The following is a 17,554-nucleotide window of genomic DNA, read 5'->3' on the forward strand; positions in this document are numbered from 1 at the left end:
CGCCTACACCTCCAGCGACACCGCCCATCACCCCGCGATCTTGCTCACCCCTACATCTTGTGGTCGCAAGAACCTGTTCCACGCACCGTCAATCAGGAAGAGGCGAGAAACCCGATGACCCAAGCGATCACAAGTGGTAGCCGGTTCACCGGGAGCGGGCGTCCGGCGCGGATTGCCGAGTCGACCTGACACCACCGGCGCGCGCCACCCAAGACAACGACGAGCGCGGTGGCGGCGAGCATTCCGCCGATCACATGCGAGAGTGCCGAACTCGATATCGTCGAGACATACTCCACGACAGCCACGGCTGCAGCCAGCAGCGCAAGCCCGGTACGAAGCCAGGCCAGGAAGGTTCGCTCGTTAGCGAGCGTGAAGCGGTAGTCCGGCTCCTGTCGATCCTCCTCGGGCACAGCGGTATCGCAGTCTCGCAGTGAGTTCTCAGACATCGAGGAACCTCTGATCCCCCGCATTCTGGGTGATGAACCCGCGACGATTGTCGACATCACTTCCCATCAGTGTCGAGAACAGTTCGTCGGCCATCGCCGCATCTGTGAGCGAGATCCGGCCGAGAACCCTGGTGTCGGGGTTCATCGTGGTGTCCCACAGTTCCTTCGGGTTCATCTCGCCCAAACCCTTGTAGCGCTGGATGCCGTCGTCGACGTTGATCTTCTTGCCCGCGGCCTTACCCATCTCCAGCAGCGCATCACGCTCACGATCGGAATAGGCGAATTCCGGCTCGGCGTTCTTGCCCTGCCACTTGAGCTTGTACAGCGGCGGCCGAGCGAGATACACGTGGCCGTGCTCCACCAGCGGGCGCATGAACCGGAACAGCAGCGTCAGCAACAGCGTCGAGATGTGCTGACCGTCGACGTCCGCGTCGGCCATCAGCACGATCTTGTGATAGCGCAGCTTGGCGATGTCGAACTCGTCGTGGATACCGGTACCGAAGGCGGTGATGATCGACTGGACCTCAGCATTCTTGAGCACCCGGTCGATCCGCGCCTTCTCGACGTTGATGATCTTGCCGCGCAACGGCAGNCATTGCTGCGGCAGTCGGCCAGCTTGCCCGGCAGACCACCGATATCGGTTGCGCTCTTGCGCCGCACCAACTCTCGCGCCTTACGCGCGGCCAGGCGAGCATGCGCGGACTCCACAGCCTTGGTGACGATCACCTTCGCGTCGGCCGGATGCGCGTCAAACCAGTCGCCGAGTTGCTGATGACATACCCGCTGCACGAAAGAACGCACCTCGGAGTTGCCCAGTCTGGTCTTGGTCTGACCCTCGAACTGCGGGTCGGCCACCTTCACCGAGATCACCGCCGTCAAGCCCTCGCGGATGTCGTCACCCGACAGATTCGTTTCGGCCTTTCCTTTGACCAGTCGGTGGTCACGCACATATCGGTTCACGACTGCGGTCAAAGCGGCACGGAAGCCCTCTTCGTGCACTCCGCCCTCGTGTGTGTTGATCGTATTGGCGAAGGTCCGGGTGGTCTCGGTGTAGCCATCATTCCACTGCAACGCGGCTTCGAGCTCGTACCCCGTTGCGTGGCCGGATAATTCGACGACCGACTGGTGTATCGGTGTTCTCGATCGATTGAGATGGGCCACAAACTCGGTGAGTCCACCCGGATGGCAGAACGTGTGGGTCGATGATTCGCCCTGCCGGTCATCGGTCAGGGTGAGCGTCAGCCCCCTGTTCAGGAAGGCCATCTCCCGGAGGCGTCGGCCGATCAGGTCGGCGTCGTAGGTGGTCGTCTCGAAGACTGCCGGATCAGCCCAGAACCTCACTGTCGTGCCGGTCGTGTGCCGGATCTCGCACCGCTGGAGGGTGCCGGGGATCGAGTGGTTGTAGTGCTGTGTCCACCGGTGGCCGTCGCGACAGATCTCGACGTCGAGTCGAGTCGACAACGCGTTGACCACCGACACGCCGACACCGTGCAGACCGCCGGAGACGGCATAGGAATCGGTGTCGAACTTGCCTCCGGCATGCAGCTGGGTCATCACCACGTCGACGGTCGGGACCCCGCTGGCGTGCATCGCCACCGGGATCCCGCGCCCGTCGTCGCGCACCTCGACACCGCCATCGGCGAGGAGTCGGACGTCCACGCGGGTCGCATGTCCCGCCATCGCCTCGTCCACTCCGTTGTCCACCACCTCCCACACCATGTGATGCAGGCCGCGTTCGCTCGTGGATCCGATGTACATCCCGGGTCGTTTGCGGACCACGTCGAGTCCTTCGAGGACCGTGATGGCCTCGGCGTCATAGCTTCGCTGTTCGTCGACCATGATGTGGTGACCTCCTCGGTGGGCAGCGCGATCGCAGATGGGTGTGGAGCGCGGTGTCAGACGGTGATCACCGACTCGCGCGGCGGCGTCACGTGGTACTCGAGCCGGCGCTGGGCGGGAATGAAGTCAACCGGTGCGCCCGCCGGGATCAGCTCCTCCTGCGAGACGCTCTCCTCGAACTGACGGATGATTCGGCGCGCATGCTGCATGACCCACCAGCGAACATGCTTCTGGTTGACGGCCTCGCGCTCCTTCGGATCTTCGAGAAGGTTGATGATGCGGGCGAATCCGAGCGGAATCTCCGGGTCGTGGAAATGCTGCTGTCGCTTGAAGCTGACCTTGAACTGCAGCCACTTGACCGCATGCAGTTCTTCGTTGAGCCACACCATCGACCCTTCACGCGCCGACTCCGGTGCGCCCTCGAAGAACGCGCGCTGATCGAGACCGTCGATGATGCGGTCCGCCGGCGTCTCACACCCGACCCATCGCAGCAGTGTGGTGAACATGTCGGTCACGTGCACCATCTCGTTGCTCTCACGGGCGGGAACCTGTCCGGGATAACGGATCAGGCATGGCGTACGGATGCCGCCCTCGGCGGAACTGAAATACGAGCCGTCGAAGAAGCCTGCGGTGCCGCGTCCCAGGAGGTGGTCTTCGGGTCCGTTGTCACCGGCGAAGACCACGATCGTGTTGTCCGCGACGCCGAGTTCGGTGAGCTCGTCGAGGATGCTCTGGAAGTCGTGATCGAGCATCAGAAGAGCATCGCCCCATTCGCCGTTGGTGCTCTTGCCCGCGAACTCGTCGCGCGTGACGATCGGGAAGTGCATGAGGGAATGGTTGTGGTAGAGGAAGAACGGCTTGTCGTCGGCCACTGCCTGACGCATGAATCGCTTCGCCCGGCGGTCGTATTCGCCGTCGACCTCCGCCTTGAGCTTCACGGTGAGCTGCTGGTCGGTGGTGATCACGCCACCGTCCTTGGTTCCGTCGTACATGTAGGAGTAGCCGTCGCGCTCGCCGTCGTACCACGGGTCATCGGGCCACAGGCATTCGTCGTAGGTACGAGCCGGGCCGTACCACTCATCGAAGCCGTGATCGGTCGGCCAGCGGCCGTCCTCGGCACCGATATGCCACTTGCCGTAGCAGGCGGTCGCATATCCGGCATCGGACAAGACGTCACCGATCGTGCGCTCCCACGCGACAAGTCCTCCGTCATTGCCGCCCAAGGCAATCGTGTGATTGCCCGAACGGATCGGATAGCGTCCGGTCATGAGTGCCGAACGTGTTGGCGTGCACTGCGGTTCGACGACGAAGTGGGACAGCTTCAGGCTCTCGGATGCGAATCGGTCGATGTTGACGGTGTCGGCGCCGCGCATGATGCCACCACCGAAGCAGCCGAGTTCGCCGAGTCCGAGATTGTCCACGTGGAAGTAGACGATGTTGGGTTGGCTGGACATGGGTAGTACCTCTCTTGTTGTGCAGTGGCATTCCGTGTATGTGGCGACGTCGTCGTGGCCAACGGATGCGTTCGACCGGCGCGGCGCCTGCATCGACGTCACGCGGAAGGATGGGTCAGCGGGGATTTCGCTGCTGCGGTTCAGATCGTCAGAGTCGTGTTCGCGGTAGGGATGTGGTCAGCGAGAACCGATCTCCCCGATAACGGATGGCCTCGAGGTCGAAAGGTGTTCCATCCTCGAGATAGGTGAGTCGGTGTAAGAGCAACAGCGGTGATGCCGGGCGTACGTCGAGGAATCTCGCCGTCGGATTGTCGGCCAGCACCGATTCGACCGTGATCTCAGCCCAGCCGAGCGACACTCCCAGTTCCCGCTCGATCAGATCGAATACGTCGTTGCCCGCCAGATCAGCGTTGATCAGCTTCGGGATGGCCTCGGCGCGTATCGATGTGGTCTCCAGCGAGAGGGGAACCCCACCGACGGATCTGAGTCGTTCGACGAAGAGGATCGGTGAACCCTCCTCGATGGCCAACTTCCCCGCGACGAAAGGCGTCGCCGTGGACTCACGCACCGACAGAACTTTGTTGTCCACCGGAAGGTGATGTCCGGCAAGGGATTCTGCGAGACCTTCGAGTCTGTTGATGTTCTGCCGGAGCTTCGCCCCGGTGACGAAGGTCCCAGCACCCTGGACGCGCGTGATGAGACCCTCCTTCCTCAGCAGATTCAGGGCCTCTCGAATCGCGTTGCGGCTGACACCCAGCTCGGCGGCCAGCGTCGATTCCGGGGGCAGCGCCGGTCGCGCTGCCGACAAGCCGCCGAATGCGCCATCGAGGATCTGATTACGCAGAACGTCACGCACCCAGCGGGCCGCGTCTTCACGGCTTCCCGCGTACTTGCGTACGGGAGGCCGCGGGAAGTCGCGGGGCTGGATGTGGGGTCGTCCTTGCATGCTTCGAGTCTGGCATCCCCACCCGCTCATTTTGGTTATCGCGGTGTTACGCCACCCCGCTGACCTGCGTTTTCGCACGTGATCGGCGGGCTGAGCTGCGTAATTCGCCTCGTTACGCCACCTGCGAACTGCGCGGTGAACACCCCCGGACAGGCCGAATGCCCGCCCCGGTGAAGGGAGCGGGCATTCGGTGAGGTCCGCGGGCAGCGCGGACCGAGATCAGTATGCGATACAGCGGAATCCGAGATGACCGGTCGCGGCTTCTTCGGTCTCACCCTGACGGGCGGCTGGGCGGTAGCGGCGGCAGTAGTTCGGTGCACACAGATGTGAGCCCCCCTTGATCACCCTGCGCACGAAACCCTGACCCTCACCATCACCGTCGCCACCTTGAGGAGCCACCCCGATCCGGGGATTGGTCGGAACGCAACAACTCGATGCGGGTGTGATGTTCTTCCCCGAGACAGAATGGTCAGCGGTGTAGACGTCAGAGGTCCATTCCCACACGTTGCCGGCCATGTCGTAGAGACCGTAGCCATTGGGTCTGAACTTGCCCACCGGAGACGTGCGCTCATAACCGTCACGCCCGGTGTTCTGCCAGGGGAATTCGCCGTGCCAGACGTTGGCCATCGGCCTGCCTCTGGGCTCGAATTCGTCTCCCCAGACGTACGCCTTGCGATCGAGTCCGCCACGCGCCGCGAATTCCCACTGTGCTTCGGTGGCGATCTGTTTCCCCGCCCACTGCGCGTAAGCGACGGCATCGAGGTAGGACACCTGCGTCACCGGATGACGGTTGCGCTCTCCGACATTCGAGCCGGGTCCCTCGGGATGTCGCCAATCCGCATGCGGCACATAGGACCACCACCTTCGGTAGTCGTCGAGGGGTACCCGGTGATCGGGTGGGGTGAACACCAGTGAACCCGGCACGAGGTTCTCCGGCGGCACGTCGGGATAGTCCGCGGCAGCCGGTACCCGTTCGGCGACGGTGACGTACCCGGTTTCGTTGACGAAGCGGCGGAACTCGGCGACGGTGACCGGATGTGTGTCCATCCAGAATCCATCCACTCGCACCTGATGGACTGGCCGCTCCTCGAAATAGAAATCCTCGGACCCCAGCCAAAAGGTGCCGCCGGCAATCCACACCATGTCTTTACGATCGGGGTCCTTACGATCGGGGTCTTCACGATCGGGGCCGTCACATCTCACCGCCGCCGGGCGGGGCGTGAGGAGTGGCGGTCGGCCCACTCCCGGCGCACGCAGTTCTTCAATGGTCATGACCGCAATCGTCGCGCGCGGCCTCACCTCATGGGTTCACGTCAAGTTACGCCACCCACGACGACGGCTCACCGCAGGTCGAAGGCCATCGATCGGCAGATCGCAGCGAGTAACGCCACCGCAACTCTCATGACCGCACCGTTGACGACAGTCGACGATCCAGGGTCGCCCACAATGAACACCCAGCGACGGCGCGGTGAATATTCGCCGACGCAGATGGTCGAGAACACTGCCGCCGACCTAACTAGCATCTCCAGACAGTGTGTCGCCCTCGCGCCATAGGAGCACATCGCGACGGCCGTCACCATGTCGCAACAGCCAACGTTGTGACGGCGGTCGCATGCGGTGCTCCAGAGTGATCCGCGTAGGTAACGCTCGGCGCACCCGGTTCGCTCGCCGGCACCGCAATCGGCGGGATCGGCGCGGCCGTCGCGAATGCCGGTAACTTCATCACGCTCTACAACCAGCCGCCGAAGTCGTCGGCACCCGCCAAACCAGCTCAGGCACCCGCCAAGCCGGCTCAGGCACCCGCGCCGGCCGCGCACAAGAAGTAACCGCACCAGGGCTAGAGCGAGAACTCTCGGCCTCGGCCGGACAGCTCAGAGAGCGGCGATGATCGCATCACCGATGCGATCGAGCACAGCGCCGCTCTCTGGGCTGACCTTCGCCAGATTCGCGAAGCCGTGGATCATCGACCCGGCGCGCTCCACACTCACCGGAACACCTGCGGCGCGCAGCTTCTCGGCATATGCCAGACCCTCGTCACGCAGCGGATCAAAACCGGCGACCACCACATGCGCGGGAGCAACACCACCGACATCGGCGGCCCGTAGCGGCGAGATCCGTGGGTCGGCGAGATCGGTGTTCGCAGGCACATACTGCTCGCGAAACAGATTCATCTGCTCTTCGGTGAGGTAGAAGCCCGACGAGAACTCGTGATAAGAGGCGGATTTGGCGGCCAGATCGGTCACCGGATAGATCAGGACCTGCAGAGCCGGGGTGATCTCGTCGCCACGAACCTGTTGTGCCACCACGGCACTCAGGTTTCCGCCGGCACTGTCGCCGGCGAGGACAACAGAGCGTGGATCCAGTCCCCACGCCGGCGCCGTCGCCACCGCGAAGCGCCACGCGGCCAGCGCATCGTCGACGGCCGCGGGAAAGGGATTCTCCGGTGCCAGTCGGTAGTCCACCGACACCACGTCGACCCCGGCTCGCGCGGCGATCCGTTTGGCGGGTGCGGCGTGGCTCGCCGGACTGCCGACCACCCATCCGCCGCCGTGGAAGAACACCACGAGCCCGCGGGATGTCTCCCCGCTGCGGTATCGAACCGCGGGGATGGGGCCGGCAGGTCCGTCGATCGCGAGATCCTGCTCGATCGCGAACGGAGCGAACGTCTCTCCGAAGGCGATCGCATCGGCGTCCATCCGACGTCTCGCCTCCTCGGGTGTGACACCGGCGAACGAGAAACTCTTCATCAGGCCCGCCGACGTGGCTATCGCGTACATCTCCGGCGCTATACGGTCGCCGGCCGCGTTGGTGGGCATGCACCGCGATGCCTGACGACGGACGACATCGGGCATATGCGCCAGCGCTGCTGCGGCAACCCGTTCGGATCTGACGATCGCGGATGTCACCACATCTGATGTGATTGGGCTCACGCTCGATGACGTTAGCAGTCGATCGACGCGGCCTCGGCGCGCAGTGCCTCGATTGCCTGAGAGATCGTGGTGCGCCGCTGCGCCTGTGGCCGCACCAGGACCTCATACACCCGCGCCGCGCGCACCCCCGCCAACACCAGCGGTCGCACATGCGGGTTGCGCACCGCATGTCGCGGCATGAGAGCGATGCCGTGGCCGGCGGCCACCATCGCCTCGATCGTGGTGAAGTCCAAGAGCCGCTGGGTGATCCGGGGTGCGACGCCGGTGATGGTGGCGATCGACATCAACACGTCATCGACCGGAAACCCGCCGCGCACGCTGATCCAGTCGGCGTCGGCGAGGTCGGCGACCTGAACCGATCCGGCCTGGGCGAGGGGGTGATCGGCGGCCACCACCACGTCGAGCGGTTCGCGCATCAACTCCACCGCCTTCACCCGCGGCCGCGACAGCCGTGCGGCCAGCTCGTCGCGATGTGTCACCACCAGGTCGTGATCGGTGAGTCCGGACGACGCATCGGGATAGGACACGTCGAAGTCGGCGATCTCGGCGGCAATCCCCTCGGCCGCCAGTCGAGTGAGCATTCCCGGTGCGAGCAGCGCCGCGCCAGAGGGGAACATCGCCACCCGCACACGACCGCCGGTGCCGCCCCGATAGCCGGCCATCTCGTCGGCGGCGCGCTGCACCGCGGCCAAGATCTCGTCCGCGCGCACCACCAGCGCCTCACCGGCCGCGGTGAGGCGGATGCGCCGCCCGACCGGTTCGACGACCTCCACACCGGCTTCCTTTGCCAGCGCCTTGAGCTGTTGCGACACCGCCGAGGGCGTCATGTGCAGCGCCTGGGCGACCCCGGCCACCGATCCGCGGTCGGCGAATTCGCGCAGCACCTCCAGTCGCCGCAGATCGAGTCGCACGTCCATGTGGGCAGCCTGCCACAGTGAAGCACGGCTTCACCGGCTGCCCGTAACAGTTCGCGTCGTCTACCTCACCCGCACCAGGTCGTGGCCCGGATTTCGCCAGGCATATGAGCGAGGGAATCAAACGGACTCAAGTCCGGTTACATCTGGCATGAAGAAGATCGGCTTCCTCTCGTTCGGCCACTGGGCTGCCGCGCCGGGTTCGCAGGCGCGCACCGCTGCCGACTCACTACTGCAATCCGTCGACCTCGCTGTCGCCGCCGAGGAACTCGGTGCCGACGGCGCCTACTTCCGTGTCCACCACTTCGCCAGCCAGCTGGCCTCCCCGTTCCCGCTGCTCGCGGCAATCGGCGCCAAGACCGATCGCATCGAGATCGGTACCGGCGTCATCGACATGCGTTACGAGAACCCGCTGTACATGGCCGAGGATGCCGGCGCCGCCGACCTCCTCTCCGAGGGCAAGCTGCAGCTCGGCATCAGCCGGGGATCCCCTGAGCAAGTGATCGAGGGCTACAAGTACTTCGGGTACGTGCCTCAGGAGGGCCAGACCGACGCCGACATGGCACGTGACCACACCGCGGTGTTCCTCCAGGTGATCGAGGGCAAGGGATTCGCGCAACCGAATCCGACGCCCATGTTCCCCAACCCGCCGGGACTGCTGCGCATCGAGCCGCACTCTCCCGGGCTGCGCGACCGGATCTGGTGGGGTGCGGGCACCCGGGCCACTGCCGAGTGGACCGCCGCGCAGGGGATGAACCTGATGTCCTCGACGCTGCTCACCGAGGAGGCGGGCATCCCGTTCCACGAGCTGCAGGCCGAGCAGATCCGCCGGTTCCGTAAGGCGTGGGATGAGGCCGGGCATCAGCGTGAGCCGCGGGTCTCGGTGAGTCGCAGCATCTTCGCGCTCACCACCGACATGGATCGCGCCTACTTCGGTGGTCGCGGCGACGACCAGGATCAGGTCGGGCATCTCGAAGGCGGTCTGGCCCGATTCGGCCGGTCCTATGCCGCCGAGCCGGACAAACTGATCGAGGAGCTGCGCACCGACTCGGCGATCGAGGAGGCGGACACACTGCTGCTGACCCTGCCGAGTCAGCTGGGTGTCGATTACAACGCCCACGTGATGGAGACGATCCTCACCGAGGTCGCCCCCGCACTCGGCTGGCGCTGAGCAGTCCAGGCCGGGTACCCCACGCTGGGTACTCCAGATAGCCAAGAGCTGTCGCCACGGACCGGTCCGTGGCGACAGCTCTTGTGTCATATGGCGAGCGAAAACCTCAGGCGGGGTTGAACAATCGCCGGTCGACCACCGGCGAATGCCGTAGCCGATGCAGAGACTTGGCACCGGCGAGCACCGCGAGGTCGGCAAGCGGTTCCACCAGGATCACCAGTAGGTAGGCTCCGGAGAACGATGCGACCGAGGCCAGGTTCTCCGCACCCACTCCCCCGCCGTAGAGAGCCCAGAATCCCACCCAGGCGACGATTCCAGCCTGATATGTCGACGACAACGCAAGCGCCTGACGGTATCTGATCTTCACGTAGGGCGTGTTCGGGGCGATGACCTTGCGCGCCACCATCGCAACACCGAACAGTGGCACGAGAAGGGTCGTCACGTTCATGCCGTACTGCGGCAGGTCGAACGGAGCGAAGAACAACCCCTGAATCAGCAGCCCACCGGCCAGACCGATTGCGGCGGGAGCGACCCCGAAGAGCAGGAACAGTGTCGACCCGAGGATCAGGTGGACCTCGGACACACCGACCGGGGTGTGTGGGAACACCTGGAAGAAGACGAACACCGCGGCGATGGCGATCGCCGATCGTGACAGCAGCGCCACAACGCCACGGGACCTGACGAGCCGGAACGACTCGAATGCGCCGACGCCGAGTGCGCAGGTGGCCGTGGCATAGCTCAGGCCGATCTTCGCCCCGTCGACGAGGCCGGGTTCGATGTGCACGTTAATCCCCCTGGGTCGATGAGATGGTTGTCAGACAATTGCGATGACATTACCAACCATTGACCCGAGCGTTCGCCCGGCTCGGTATGTCGTCACATCTGACCACTGCGTCGTGACGGGCACACATCAATGAAGTGGTGCTACACAATAGGTGCAGAACATATCGATTGTCCTGCACCTATTTGCGCCTCACGATGAGTGCATGACCATTCGCCATCGGCTCCTCGCATTGACCGTCGTCGTGCTGTGGGGGCTGAACTTCATCGCGATCCACGCAGGACTCGAACACTTTCCGCCGTTCTTCTTCGCAGGACTGCGATTCGCGGTGATGGCGATTCCGGTGATCCTCTTCGTGCCGTGGCCGAATGTGCAGTTACGCTGGTTCCTTCTGTATGGAATCGGTTTCGGCACAATACAATTCGCATTCCTCTTTCTCGCGATGCACATCGGGATGCCCACCGGCCTGGCATCTCTGGTGCTGCAATCCTCGGCACCGTTCACAGTTCTGCTCGGGGTGTTGCTGCTCGGCGAGACGATGTCGCTGCGTCAATCAGGCGGACTTCTCGTCGCGTTGGCCGGGATGGTGGTGATCGGCGTCGATCGCGCGATGCACGGCGAAGGTGTTGCGGTGATCGGGATTCTGCTGACTCTCGCCGGTGGATTCGGCTGGGCTCTGGGCAACATCGGCAGCCGACTCGCCCAGCCCGACAGCGCATTGCGACTGACCCTGTGGATGAGCGTGGTACCGCCGCTGCCGCTGTTCGCGCTGAGTATGATCTTCGACGGCCCCACGGCTGGTGTGCATTCACTGACCACACTCGGTGACCACAGCGGTCTGGTGGCGCTGGTCGGCCTGGCCTACGTGGTGTTCCTCGGCACGATCGCGGGTTCGGGATTGTGGACACATCTGCTCAGCCATTTCCCGGCGAGCCAGGTCGCACCCTTCTCCCTGCTGGTCCCGGTGGTCGGCATCACCGCATCGTGGTTGCTGCTCGACGAGGTGCCCACGGTCGCCGAGGTCGTCGGAGGTGTGGTGATCATCGTCGGGTGCATGGTGGGTATGTCGCGGGCGCGGCGTAGCGACCATGCAACCGTCGCACCCGATCCCACCGCATCTGATCCGACCGTATCTGGCTGCGCCACAGGCGCACCCGACGACATGGCTCCTACCGTGCGCCCGACCGTGTGACCGCGCGGGTCTGTGCATGCGTTCCGCCGGCGAGTTCCCGCCGCTCGCCCTGGGGACGGCGCGAGGGCAATGCCTCCTCGCCGACCACGGTGTGTTCGGGTGCGTGTGCGACAAAGGCCGCCATGAAGCGCTCCGCCACCTCGTCGCCGACACGTTCGTCAGGCAAGATATCCGACGTCTGTGTTCGCCACTGCGACAGTCGCTCTCGAAGGTCGGCGCGGATCGTCGCATAGCCGGGGTCAGCGGCGAGATTGCGCCGCTCATACGGATCGGCGGTCAGATCGTAGAGTTCGAACGCCGCACGCGGAGAGTTGATCTCGGAGTCGTCGAGGTCGATGGCCGACTCACTGTCGGCGATGTCGAGCGGCAGCACGAGCGCGGGTCGGTGCGCATAGTTCTCGATGTAGCTGAACTCCTTGGTGCGCACCGCACGGATGGGATCGTAGGCGTCGTGGAACGTCTTCTCGGTGAACACTTCCGCGCGCACCGGTTCATCGGAGGGGACAAGGAGTTCCGGCGCGTGCGACTCCCCGTCGACATCCTCGGGGATGGCCACGTCGAGCAGTTCGAGCAGTGTCGGCGTGAGGTCGACCCCCGAGAACAGGTCGTCGTATACCCGCGGTGCCACGCCTCGAGCGGTCGGCGGCCGCACGATGAGGGCCACACCTGTCCCCTCGGCGTAGAGCGTGGATTTCGCGCGCGGGAAGGCGAGACCGTGGTCGGTGATGAACACCACCCAGGTGTTCTCGTCGAGGCCGAGTTCGGTCACCGTGTCCAGCAGCCGACCGACCGCGGCGTCGGCCACCTCGATACTGCCGTGCAGACCGGCGAGGTCGTCGCGGGTCGCCGGCGCATCATGCAGAAAGCCCGGAACGCTGATCTCATCGGGATCGGCGTGCGGATACTGGTCAGCCGGATAGGGGCGGTGCGTCTCGAAGAATCCCGCGGTGAGCATGAAGGGCGCCGTCTGGTCGGAGTCAACTCGCGCGCGCAGCCACTCCTGCGATCGAGCTACCACGTAGTCACACAGAGAATCCGAGACGTCGTACTCGTCGAAGCCCAACCGTGACGGATCGGCGCTCTCATGCTGCATCCCGAACAGCGTGGTGCGATAGCCGGCCGCCGAGAGAACAGCAGGCAACGTCTGAACTCCGGGCCGGTACTCGAATCCGTGATGAGCCAACCCGACGAGACCGTTGTGATGGGGATACTGGCCGGTGAAGAGCGACCCCCTGGCCGGCGAACACAGCGGCGCCGTGGCGTGAGCATCGGTGAACCGGATGCCCTGCGCGGCCAGCCTGTCGAGATTGGGACTCGGAACGCCGCTCGCACCGTAGCAGTTGAGATGTCTTCCGAGGTCGTGCCAGTGAACGAGGAGGACATTCTCTCTCGTCGCATTCTCGCTGGTCACAGGTGGTGCGCAATCGGTATTCACTTCGGATGACACGACCCCATGGTGCCCCAGCCCACCCCGTGGAGTCGAATTCGGCTCAGGCTGATTCTGGCAAGACCGGTCCGGTGTCCGACTCGACGGTCGGCCGAATTCCCCTGCTAGAAGGGTTGCGTCTCAGTTGAGGGGTGAGTAGTCTAGAACATGTGTTCGAGAGATTCGGCTAGGCCGGTCCTCTCGTCTGGTTCATGACACGCGTGCGCTCGACGACGCGACTGTGGGATTTCTTCTTCTGACGACCTCCAGTGAGTGGGGGTCACCCGCTGTTGCCTGTCTGTGCTGCTGCTTCGATCGTGTGGAGATCACCGTGTCTGTTGCGTGGCCGTCCGTGGATCCCGAGGTGATCGGGTTGCGTGGCTCCATGGACGGTGCGGCGATTGCCGATCTCGCCAACGACCTGATGCATGCGGTGGCCGGACAGTCCTTTCTGGAATGGACGCGACTGCGGATTCTGGCGGAGATCTACCACCGGCTGGTCGCTCCCTTCGCCGACGACGATCAACGCGCCTTCGATGCCCATGCCCGGGCAGCGAGCCAGATCGCGATGCTGTCGGGTCGTTCACAACGCGTCGCGGAGGGCGAACTCGACGACGTGCTCATGTTGTTCGGGGAGCTTCCGCAGGTGGCCGACTGCCTCCGTGACGGCGTGATCACCGCCGCCCACCTTCGAACGGTGCTGGGCCGCACGGCACTGGTCAGCGGGCGCGACTACGCCGGTGCCGTCGACGCCGAGATCGCGTCAGCGCTGCGGCGGCCGGGCACATTGTCGCGGTGGCAGGTGAGGAATCTGTGCGATCGCATCGTGTTCCGACATGATCCCGATTCGGTGCGTGAACGGCGGAAGTCCGCGAAACAACAGCGTCGCGTGTGGGCCGAGCACATCGACGGCGGCATGAGCGTGCTCCATGCCTCGATGACCGCCGAGAACGTGCGGGTCGCAGTGGCGCGAGTGGAGGCGTTGGCCGGGAGTGTGTGTAAGCACGATCCGCGGGCTGCGGGTGCACGTCGGTCGGATGCAGTGTTCGCCCTGTTGTCGGGGGAACGGTTCGAGTGTCTGTGCGATCGCGGCGAGGACTGCGATGCCACGATTCCCGAACCGGCGATGGTTCAGGCCGCCGAAGCCCCGGTGTTCATTCACGTGATCACCGAAGCCGCAACACTCGAAGAACCCGATACAGACGCTGCGGCCGAGACCACGACTGAACCCACGGTGACGCGTGTCCACACGTCGCGCCCCTCCGGTCTGGGGTTCATGGACGGCTACGGGGTCATCTCCGGGGAACATGTGCGTGAGTTGTCGACACGCGCCCGGGCCATCATCAAACCCATCAACCCGGCCGGGAAGCCACTCCTGTCGCATCTGCCGTCGAACCCCTACCGACCCTCGAGCGCGATGGTGCTCTACATCCGCGCCCGCGACGGCTACTGCACCGTACCCGGCTGCGACAAGCCCGCATTCGCTGCCGATGCCGATCACGTCCACGAATACGACCACGACAATCCCGCGGCGGGCGGCCGAACGACCGCGGAGAATCTGGCGACAAAATGCCGGATGCATCACCAGATGAAAACCGATGGTGTGTTCCTCGACGACCAGTACATCGACGAGCACGGCGAGCCCGACAGGTGTTCTACACACGCGACGGTATCGAGATTCTCGGGAACGTCGAATCCGGTGACGAGCTGTTCCCCACCTTGCGGCGCATCATCTTCGCCGACCCACAACCACCACCCACACCGCCACCCGGCCGGCGGCGGCCACCACCACAACAGCAATCCGAGTCATCCACCAGGCGCCGAAACCGTCTGGCAGACAAGCACGCCCGCCGTCGCCGCGAACGGGAACGCAATCGCCAACGACGCGAGCGCACTGAGACGACAGAGATGAGAGAAATCAGAGGGGCTCGCGAAACCAACGAGAGGAGCTCGCACGACAGTCTCGCAGACGACGACCCGCCGCCGTTCTGAGGGAGTGGCCGTCAGTGCCGGCATCCCCGGTACGACAACGCATCGCGGGACAGGTCGGCCACCGACGTGTGGCCAGCCAGCCCGAGAGTCAGATCGAATTCGGCGGCGATATTGGCCACCACGTCACGCGCACCGTCGGCGCCGTTGATCGCCAGCCCGTACATGTGCGGTCGCCCGATCAGTGCGGCGTCGGCACCGAGCGCGAGAACCGTGAACACGTCGGAGCCGGAATAGATCCCGGAGTCGACCAGCACCTTCGCACGACCCGCCACCGCATCCACCACCCCCGGCAGCGCTTCGACCGAAGCGATCTCGCCGTCGATCTGTCGCCCACCGTGATTCGACACGATCACACCATCGACGCCGATCTCGACGGCCTTGCGTGCATCATCAGGATGGAGAATCCCCTTGAGTACCACCGGAAGATCGGTTTTGTCGCGCAGCGTGGCGACGTCATCCCAGGTGAGCGAGGGTCGCGCGTAGATGTCCAGGAACGTCTGCACCGCTGTCCTCGGCGTCGGCGAGACGAGATTGCGCAGCAACGAACCCGGCACGTTGCGCGCCATCGAGAACAGCGACCGCACGGCACCGATCGTCAACTCCACCGTCGGCCTTACGCCCACCGGGTTGGCGACCCGCTCGGCGACGATCTCCATGAACCGCGGATCGGAGGTGTATTGATCGATCCCCTCCGCGCGAGCGAACGGCAACGAGCCGATGTTGAGATCCTGTGGACGCCATCCGAGCATCGTGGTGTCCAGCGTCACCACGATCGCCTGCGCCCCGGACTTCTCGGCACGCGCGACCAGCGAATAGACGAGTTCGTCATCGGTCGACCAATACAGCTGGAACCACTTCGGCGACCCCGGCCGGATCGCATCCATCACCTGGGCGGTCTTCTCCATCGGGACGCACCCCTGGTTGGAGAAGATGTAGGGCACCCCCAATTGTGCTGCCGCCCTGCCGATATGAGCGTCCGCGTCGTCGTGTACCAGCGCCCCGGCGCCCACCGGGGCGAACAACAGCGGTGCCGGCAACCTCTGCCCGAACAGTTCGACCGATATGTCGCGCGTGGACACGTCACGCAGCACTCGCGGCACGATCGCCCACGAGTCGAGCGCACGGCGGTTGGCATCCATCGTCGAGCCGCGCCCGGCGCCACCGGCGATATAGGCCCACGCACGCGCCGTCATCGCTCGACGCGCACGCCGCTCCAACTCGTCGAAGTCGGTGGGAACCGACGGCGAACGTCCGAAGACGCCCGCCGAGTAGATCTGATTCTGGCGACCTCGGCCGGAGAGTTCAGCAGTGCCATCGGGAGCATCCGTCGTCATGGGCACCAACCGTAACGGGCTACCGTCGAAGACAGATCTGTTTCGCAGACACCACGATCAGGAGGTGGCCGACGATGGCCGACAACACCCCGGTGACCACGACGCGCATCGTTCTCGCAGAGCGCCCGGTGGGCGAGCCCAAGGATTCCGACTTCCGCGTCGAGACCGTGGAACTGCCCGAACCCGCCTCCGACGAGGCGCTGCTGGAAACCCTCTACCTCTCGCTCGACCCCTACATGCGCGGGCGGATGAGCGCCGGGAAGTCGTACGCCACACCCCTGGAGATCGGCGACACCATGGTCGGCGCCACGGTCTCGCGGGTCATGACCAGCGGTGACGACAAATTCGCACCCGGCGACCTCGTGCTCGGTTACAGCGGATGGCAGACGTACGCGATCGCCAAGACCGCACACCTGCGCACACTCGACCCGAGCACATCCCCCACAACCGCGCTGGGCGTACTGGGCATGCCCGGATTCACCGCGTACGCCGGGATGCGCAACATCGGAAAGCCGAAGGAGGGCGAGACGGTCGTGGTCGCCGCTGCCACCGGACCGGTCGGATCGATGGTCGGGCAGCTTGCGAAACTCGCCGGTGCTCGCGCGGTCGGCATCGCCGGCGGCCCCGAGAAGGTCCGTATCCTCACCGAGGAGTTGGGATTCGACGCCGGAATCGACCACCGTGCAGAGGATTTCACTGAGCAGCTCGCCGCGGCGACACCTGACGGCATCGACGTGTACTTCGAGAACGTCGGCGGCAAGGTGCTCAACGCCGTGGTCCGCCGGATGAACCTCTACAGCCGCATGCCGGTGTGCGGCCTCATCGCCGATTACAACGCCACGGCGCTTCCCGACGGCCACGATCGCATGGGCTGGTTCATGCGGCAGATCCTCAATCAAAGCATGCTGGTACGCGGCTTCATCCAGGGTGAGTTCGCCCCCACCCAGATGAACGACTTCCTCACCGAGATCACCCCGCTGGTCGCCGAGGGCAAGATCCGCTACCGCGAGGATGTGGTCGATGGGCTCGACAACGCCATTGAGGCCTTCCGTGGACTCCTCACCGGGCGCAACCTCGGCAAACTCGTGATCAAGGTCAGCGACTGAGACGCCCGGGTCGAACCACCCCC

13 protein-coding genes and 1 pseudogene are annotated in these 17,554 nt (G+C 64.6%); 4 read left to right on the forward strand and 10 right to left on the reverse strand.

The genetic code is table 11. The features are described from left to right. Window positions 1-92: 92 nt before the first annotated feature. From IEW22_RS17420 to IEW22_RS17450, 7 genes and pseudogenes are all read right to left on the reverse strand, one after another. A complete protein-coding gene (locus IEW22_RS17420; RefSeq protein WP_188588286.1) occupies window positions 93-446 on the reverse strand; it encodes a YidH family protein in 354 nt (117 codons plus the stop codon). Next, window positions 439-2,285, reverse strand: a pseudogene (locus IEW22_RS17425) (DNA topoisomerase subunit B). The gene IEW22_RS17420 and the pseudogene IEW22_RS17425 overlap by 8 nt, the downstream one beginning before the upstream one ends. 56 nt (window positions 2,286-2,341) lie before the next feature. Further along, a complete protein-coding gene (locus IEW22_RS17430; protein ID WP_188588289.1) occupies window positions 2,342-3,739 on the reverse strand; it encodes an arylsulfatase in 1,398 nt (465 codons plus the stop codon). 148 nt (window positions 3,740-3,887) lie between these two features. Further along, a complete protein-coding gene (locus tag IEW22_RS17435) occupies window positions 3,888-4,685 on the reverse strand; it encodes a GntR family transcriptional regulator (protein ID WP_188588291.1) in 798 nt (265 codons plus the stop codon). 219 nt (window positions 4,686-4,904) lie between these two features. After that, window positions 4,905-5,828, reverse strand: a complete 924-nt coding sequence (locus IEW22_RS17440) for a formylglycine-generating enzyme family protein (RefSeq protein ID WP_188588331.1) — start codon at window positions 5,826-5,828, stop codon at window positions 4,905-4,907. Between the two features lie 728 nt (window positions 5,829-6,556). Continuing rightward, window positions 6,557-7,615 carry an alpha/beta hydrolase gene (locus tag IEW22_RS17445; protein ID WP_229742860.1) on the reverse strand — a complete coding sequence of 353 codons (1,059 nt, stop codon included), beginning with the start codon at window positions 7,613-7,615 and terminating at the stop codon, window positions 6,557-6,559. Window positions 7,616-7,626: 11 nt separating this feature from the next. Next, entirely contained in the window at window positions 7,627-8,532 is a 906-nt protein-coding gene (locus tag IEW22_RS17450) for a LysR family transcriptional regulator (protein ID WP_188588293.1), read from the reverse strand. Window positions 8,533-8,680: 148 nt separating this feature from the next. On the opposite strand from IEW22_RS17450, the gene IEW22_RS17455 reads away from it, so the two are divergent. Beyond that, the gene (locus IEW22_RS17455) at window positions 8,681-9,700 is read left to right on the forward strand and encodes an LLM class flavin-dependent oxidoreductase (RefSeq protein WP_188588295.1); all 1,020 of its coding nucleotides are present in this window, start codon (window positions 8,681-8,683) and stop codon (window positions 9,698-9,700) included. 106 nt (window positions 9,701-9,806) lie between these two features. Here IEW22_RS17455 and IEW22_RS17460 read toward each other — a convergent pair whose 3' ends face one another. Next, window positions 9,807-10,484, reverse strand: a complete 678-nt coding sequence (locus tag IEW22_RS17460) for an energy-coupling factor ABC transporter permease (protein WP_188588297.1) — start codon at window positions 10,482-10,484, stop codon at window positions 9,807-9,809. A gap of 202 nt (window positions 10,485-10,686) precedes the next feature. Here IEW22_RS17460 and IEW22_RS17465 point away from each other — a divergent pair, with 202 nt between their 5' ends. Then, window positions 10,687-11,673 (forward strand): EamA family transporter, encoded by a 987-nt coding sequence (locus tag IEW22_RS17465; protein WP_188588299.1) that lies wholly within the window; start codon window positions 10,687-10,689, stop codon window positions 11,671-11,673. Here the strand turns inward: IEW22_RS17465 and IEW22_RS17470 are convergent. Further along, window positions 11,651-13,084 (reverse strand): sulfatase family protein, encoded by a 1,434-nt coding sequence (locus tag IEW22_RS17470; RefSeq protein WP_188588301.1) that lies wholly within the window; start codon window positions 13,082-13,084, stop codon window positions 11,651-11,653. The two genes, IEW22_RS17465 and IEW22_RS17470, sit on opposite strands and share 23 nt — an antisense overlap. A gap of 346 nt (window positions 13,085-13,430) precedes the next feature. Between IEW22_RS17470 and IEW22_RS17475 the strand changes: the two genes are divergently transcribed. Next, window positions 13,431-15,011, forward strand: a complete 1,581-nt coding sequence (locus IEW22_RS17475) for an HNH endonuclease signature motif containing protein (RefSeq protein ID WP_188588303.1) — start codon at window positions 13,431-13,433, stop codon at window positions 15,009-15,011. 91 nt (window positions 15,012-15,102) lie between these two features. On the opposite strand, the gene IEW22_RS17480 is transcribed toward IEW22_RS17475, so the two are convergent. Continuing rightward, window positions 15,103-16,425, reverse strand: coding sequence for an alpha-hydroxy-acid oxidizing protein (locus IEW22_RS17480; protein ID WP_188588305.1), 1,323 nt, complete (start codon window positions 16,423-16,425; stop codon window positions 15,103-15,105). A 74-nt stretch (window positions 16,426-16,499) separates the two neighbouring features. On the opposite strand from IEW22_RS17480, the gene IEW22_RS17485 reads away from it, so the two are divergent. Beyond that, window positions 16,500-17,531, forward strand: coding sequence for an NADP-dependent oxidoreductase (locus tag IEW22_RS17485; protein WP_188588307.1), 1,032 nt, complete (start codon window positions 16,500-16,502; stop codon window positions 17,529-17,531). The last annotated feature ends 23 nt before the right edge of the window (window positions 17,532-17,554 follow it).

The organism is Gordonia jinhuaensis, from assembly GCF_014639795.1.
In the GTDB taxonomy this organism is placed as follows: Bacteria; Actinomycetota; Actinomycetes; order Mycobacteriales; family Mycobacteriaceae; genus Gordonia_B; species Gordonia_B jinhuaensis.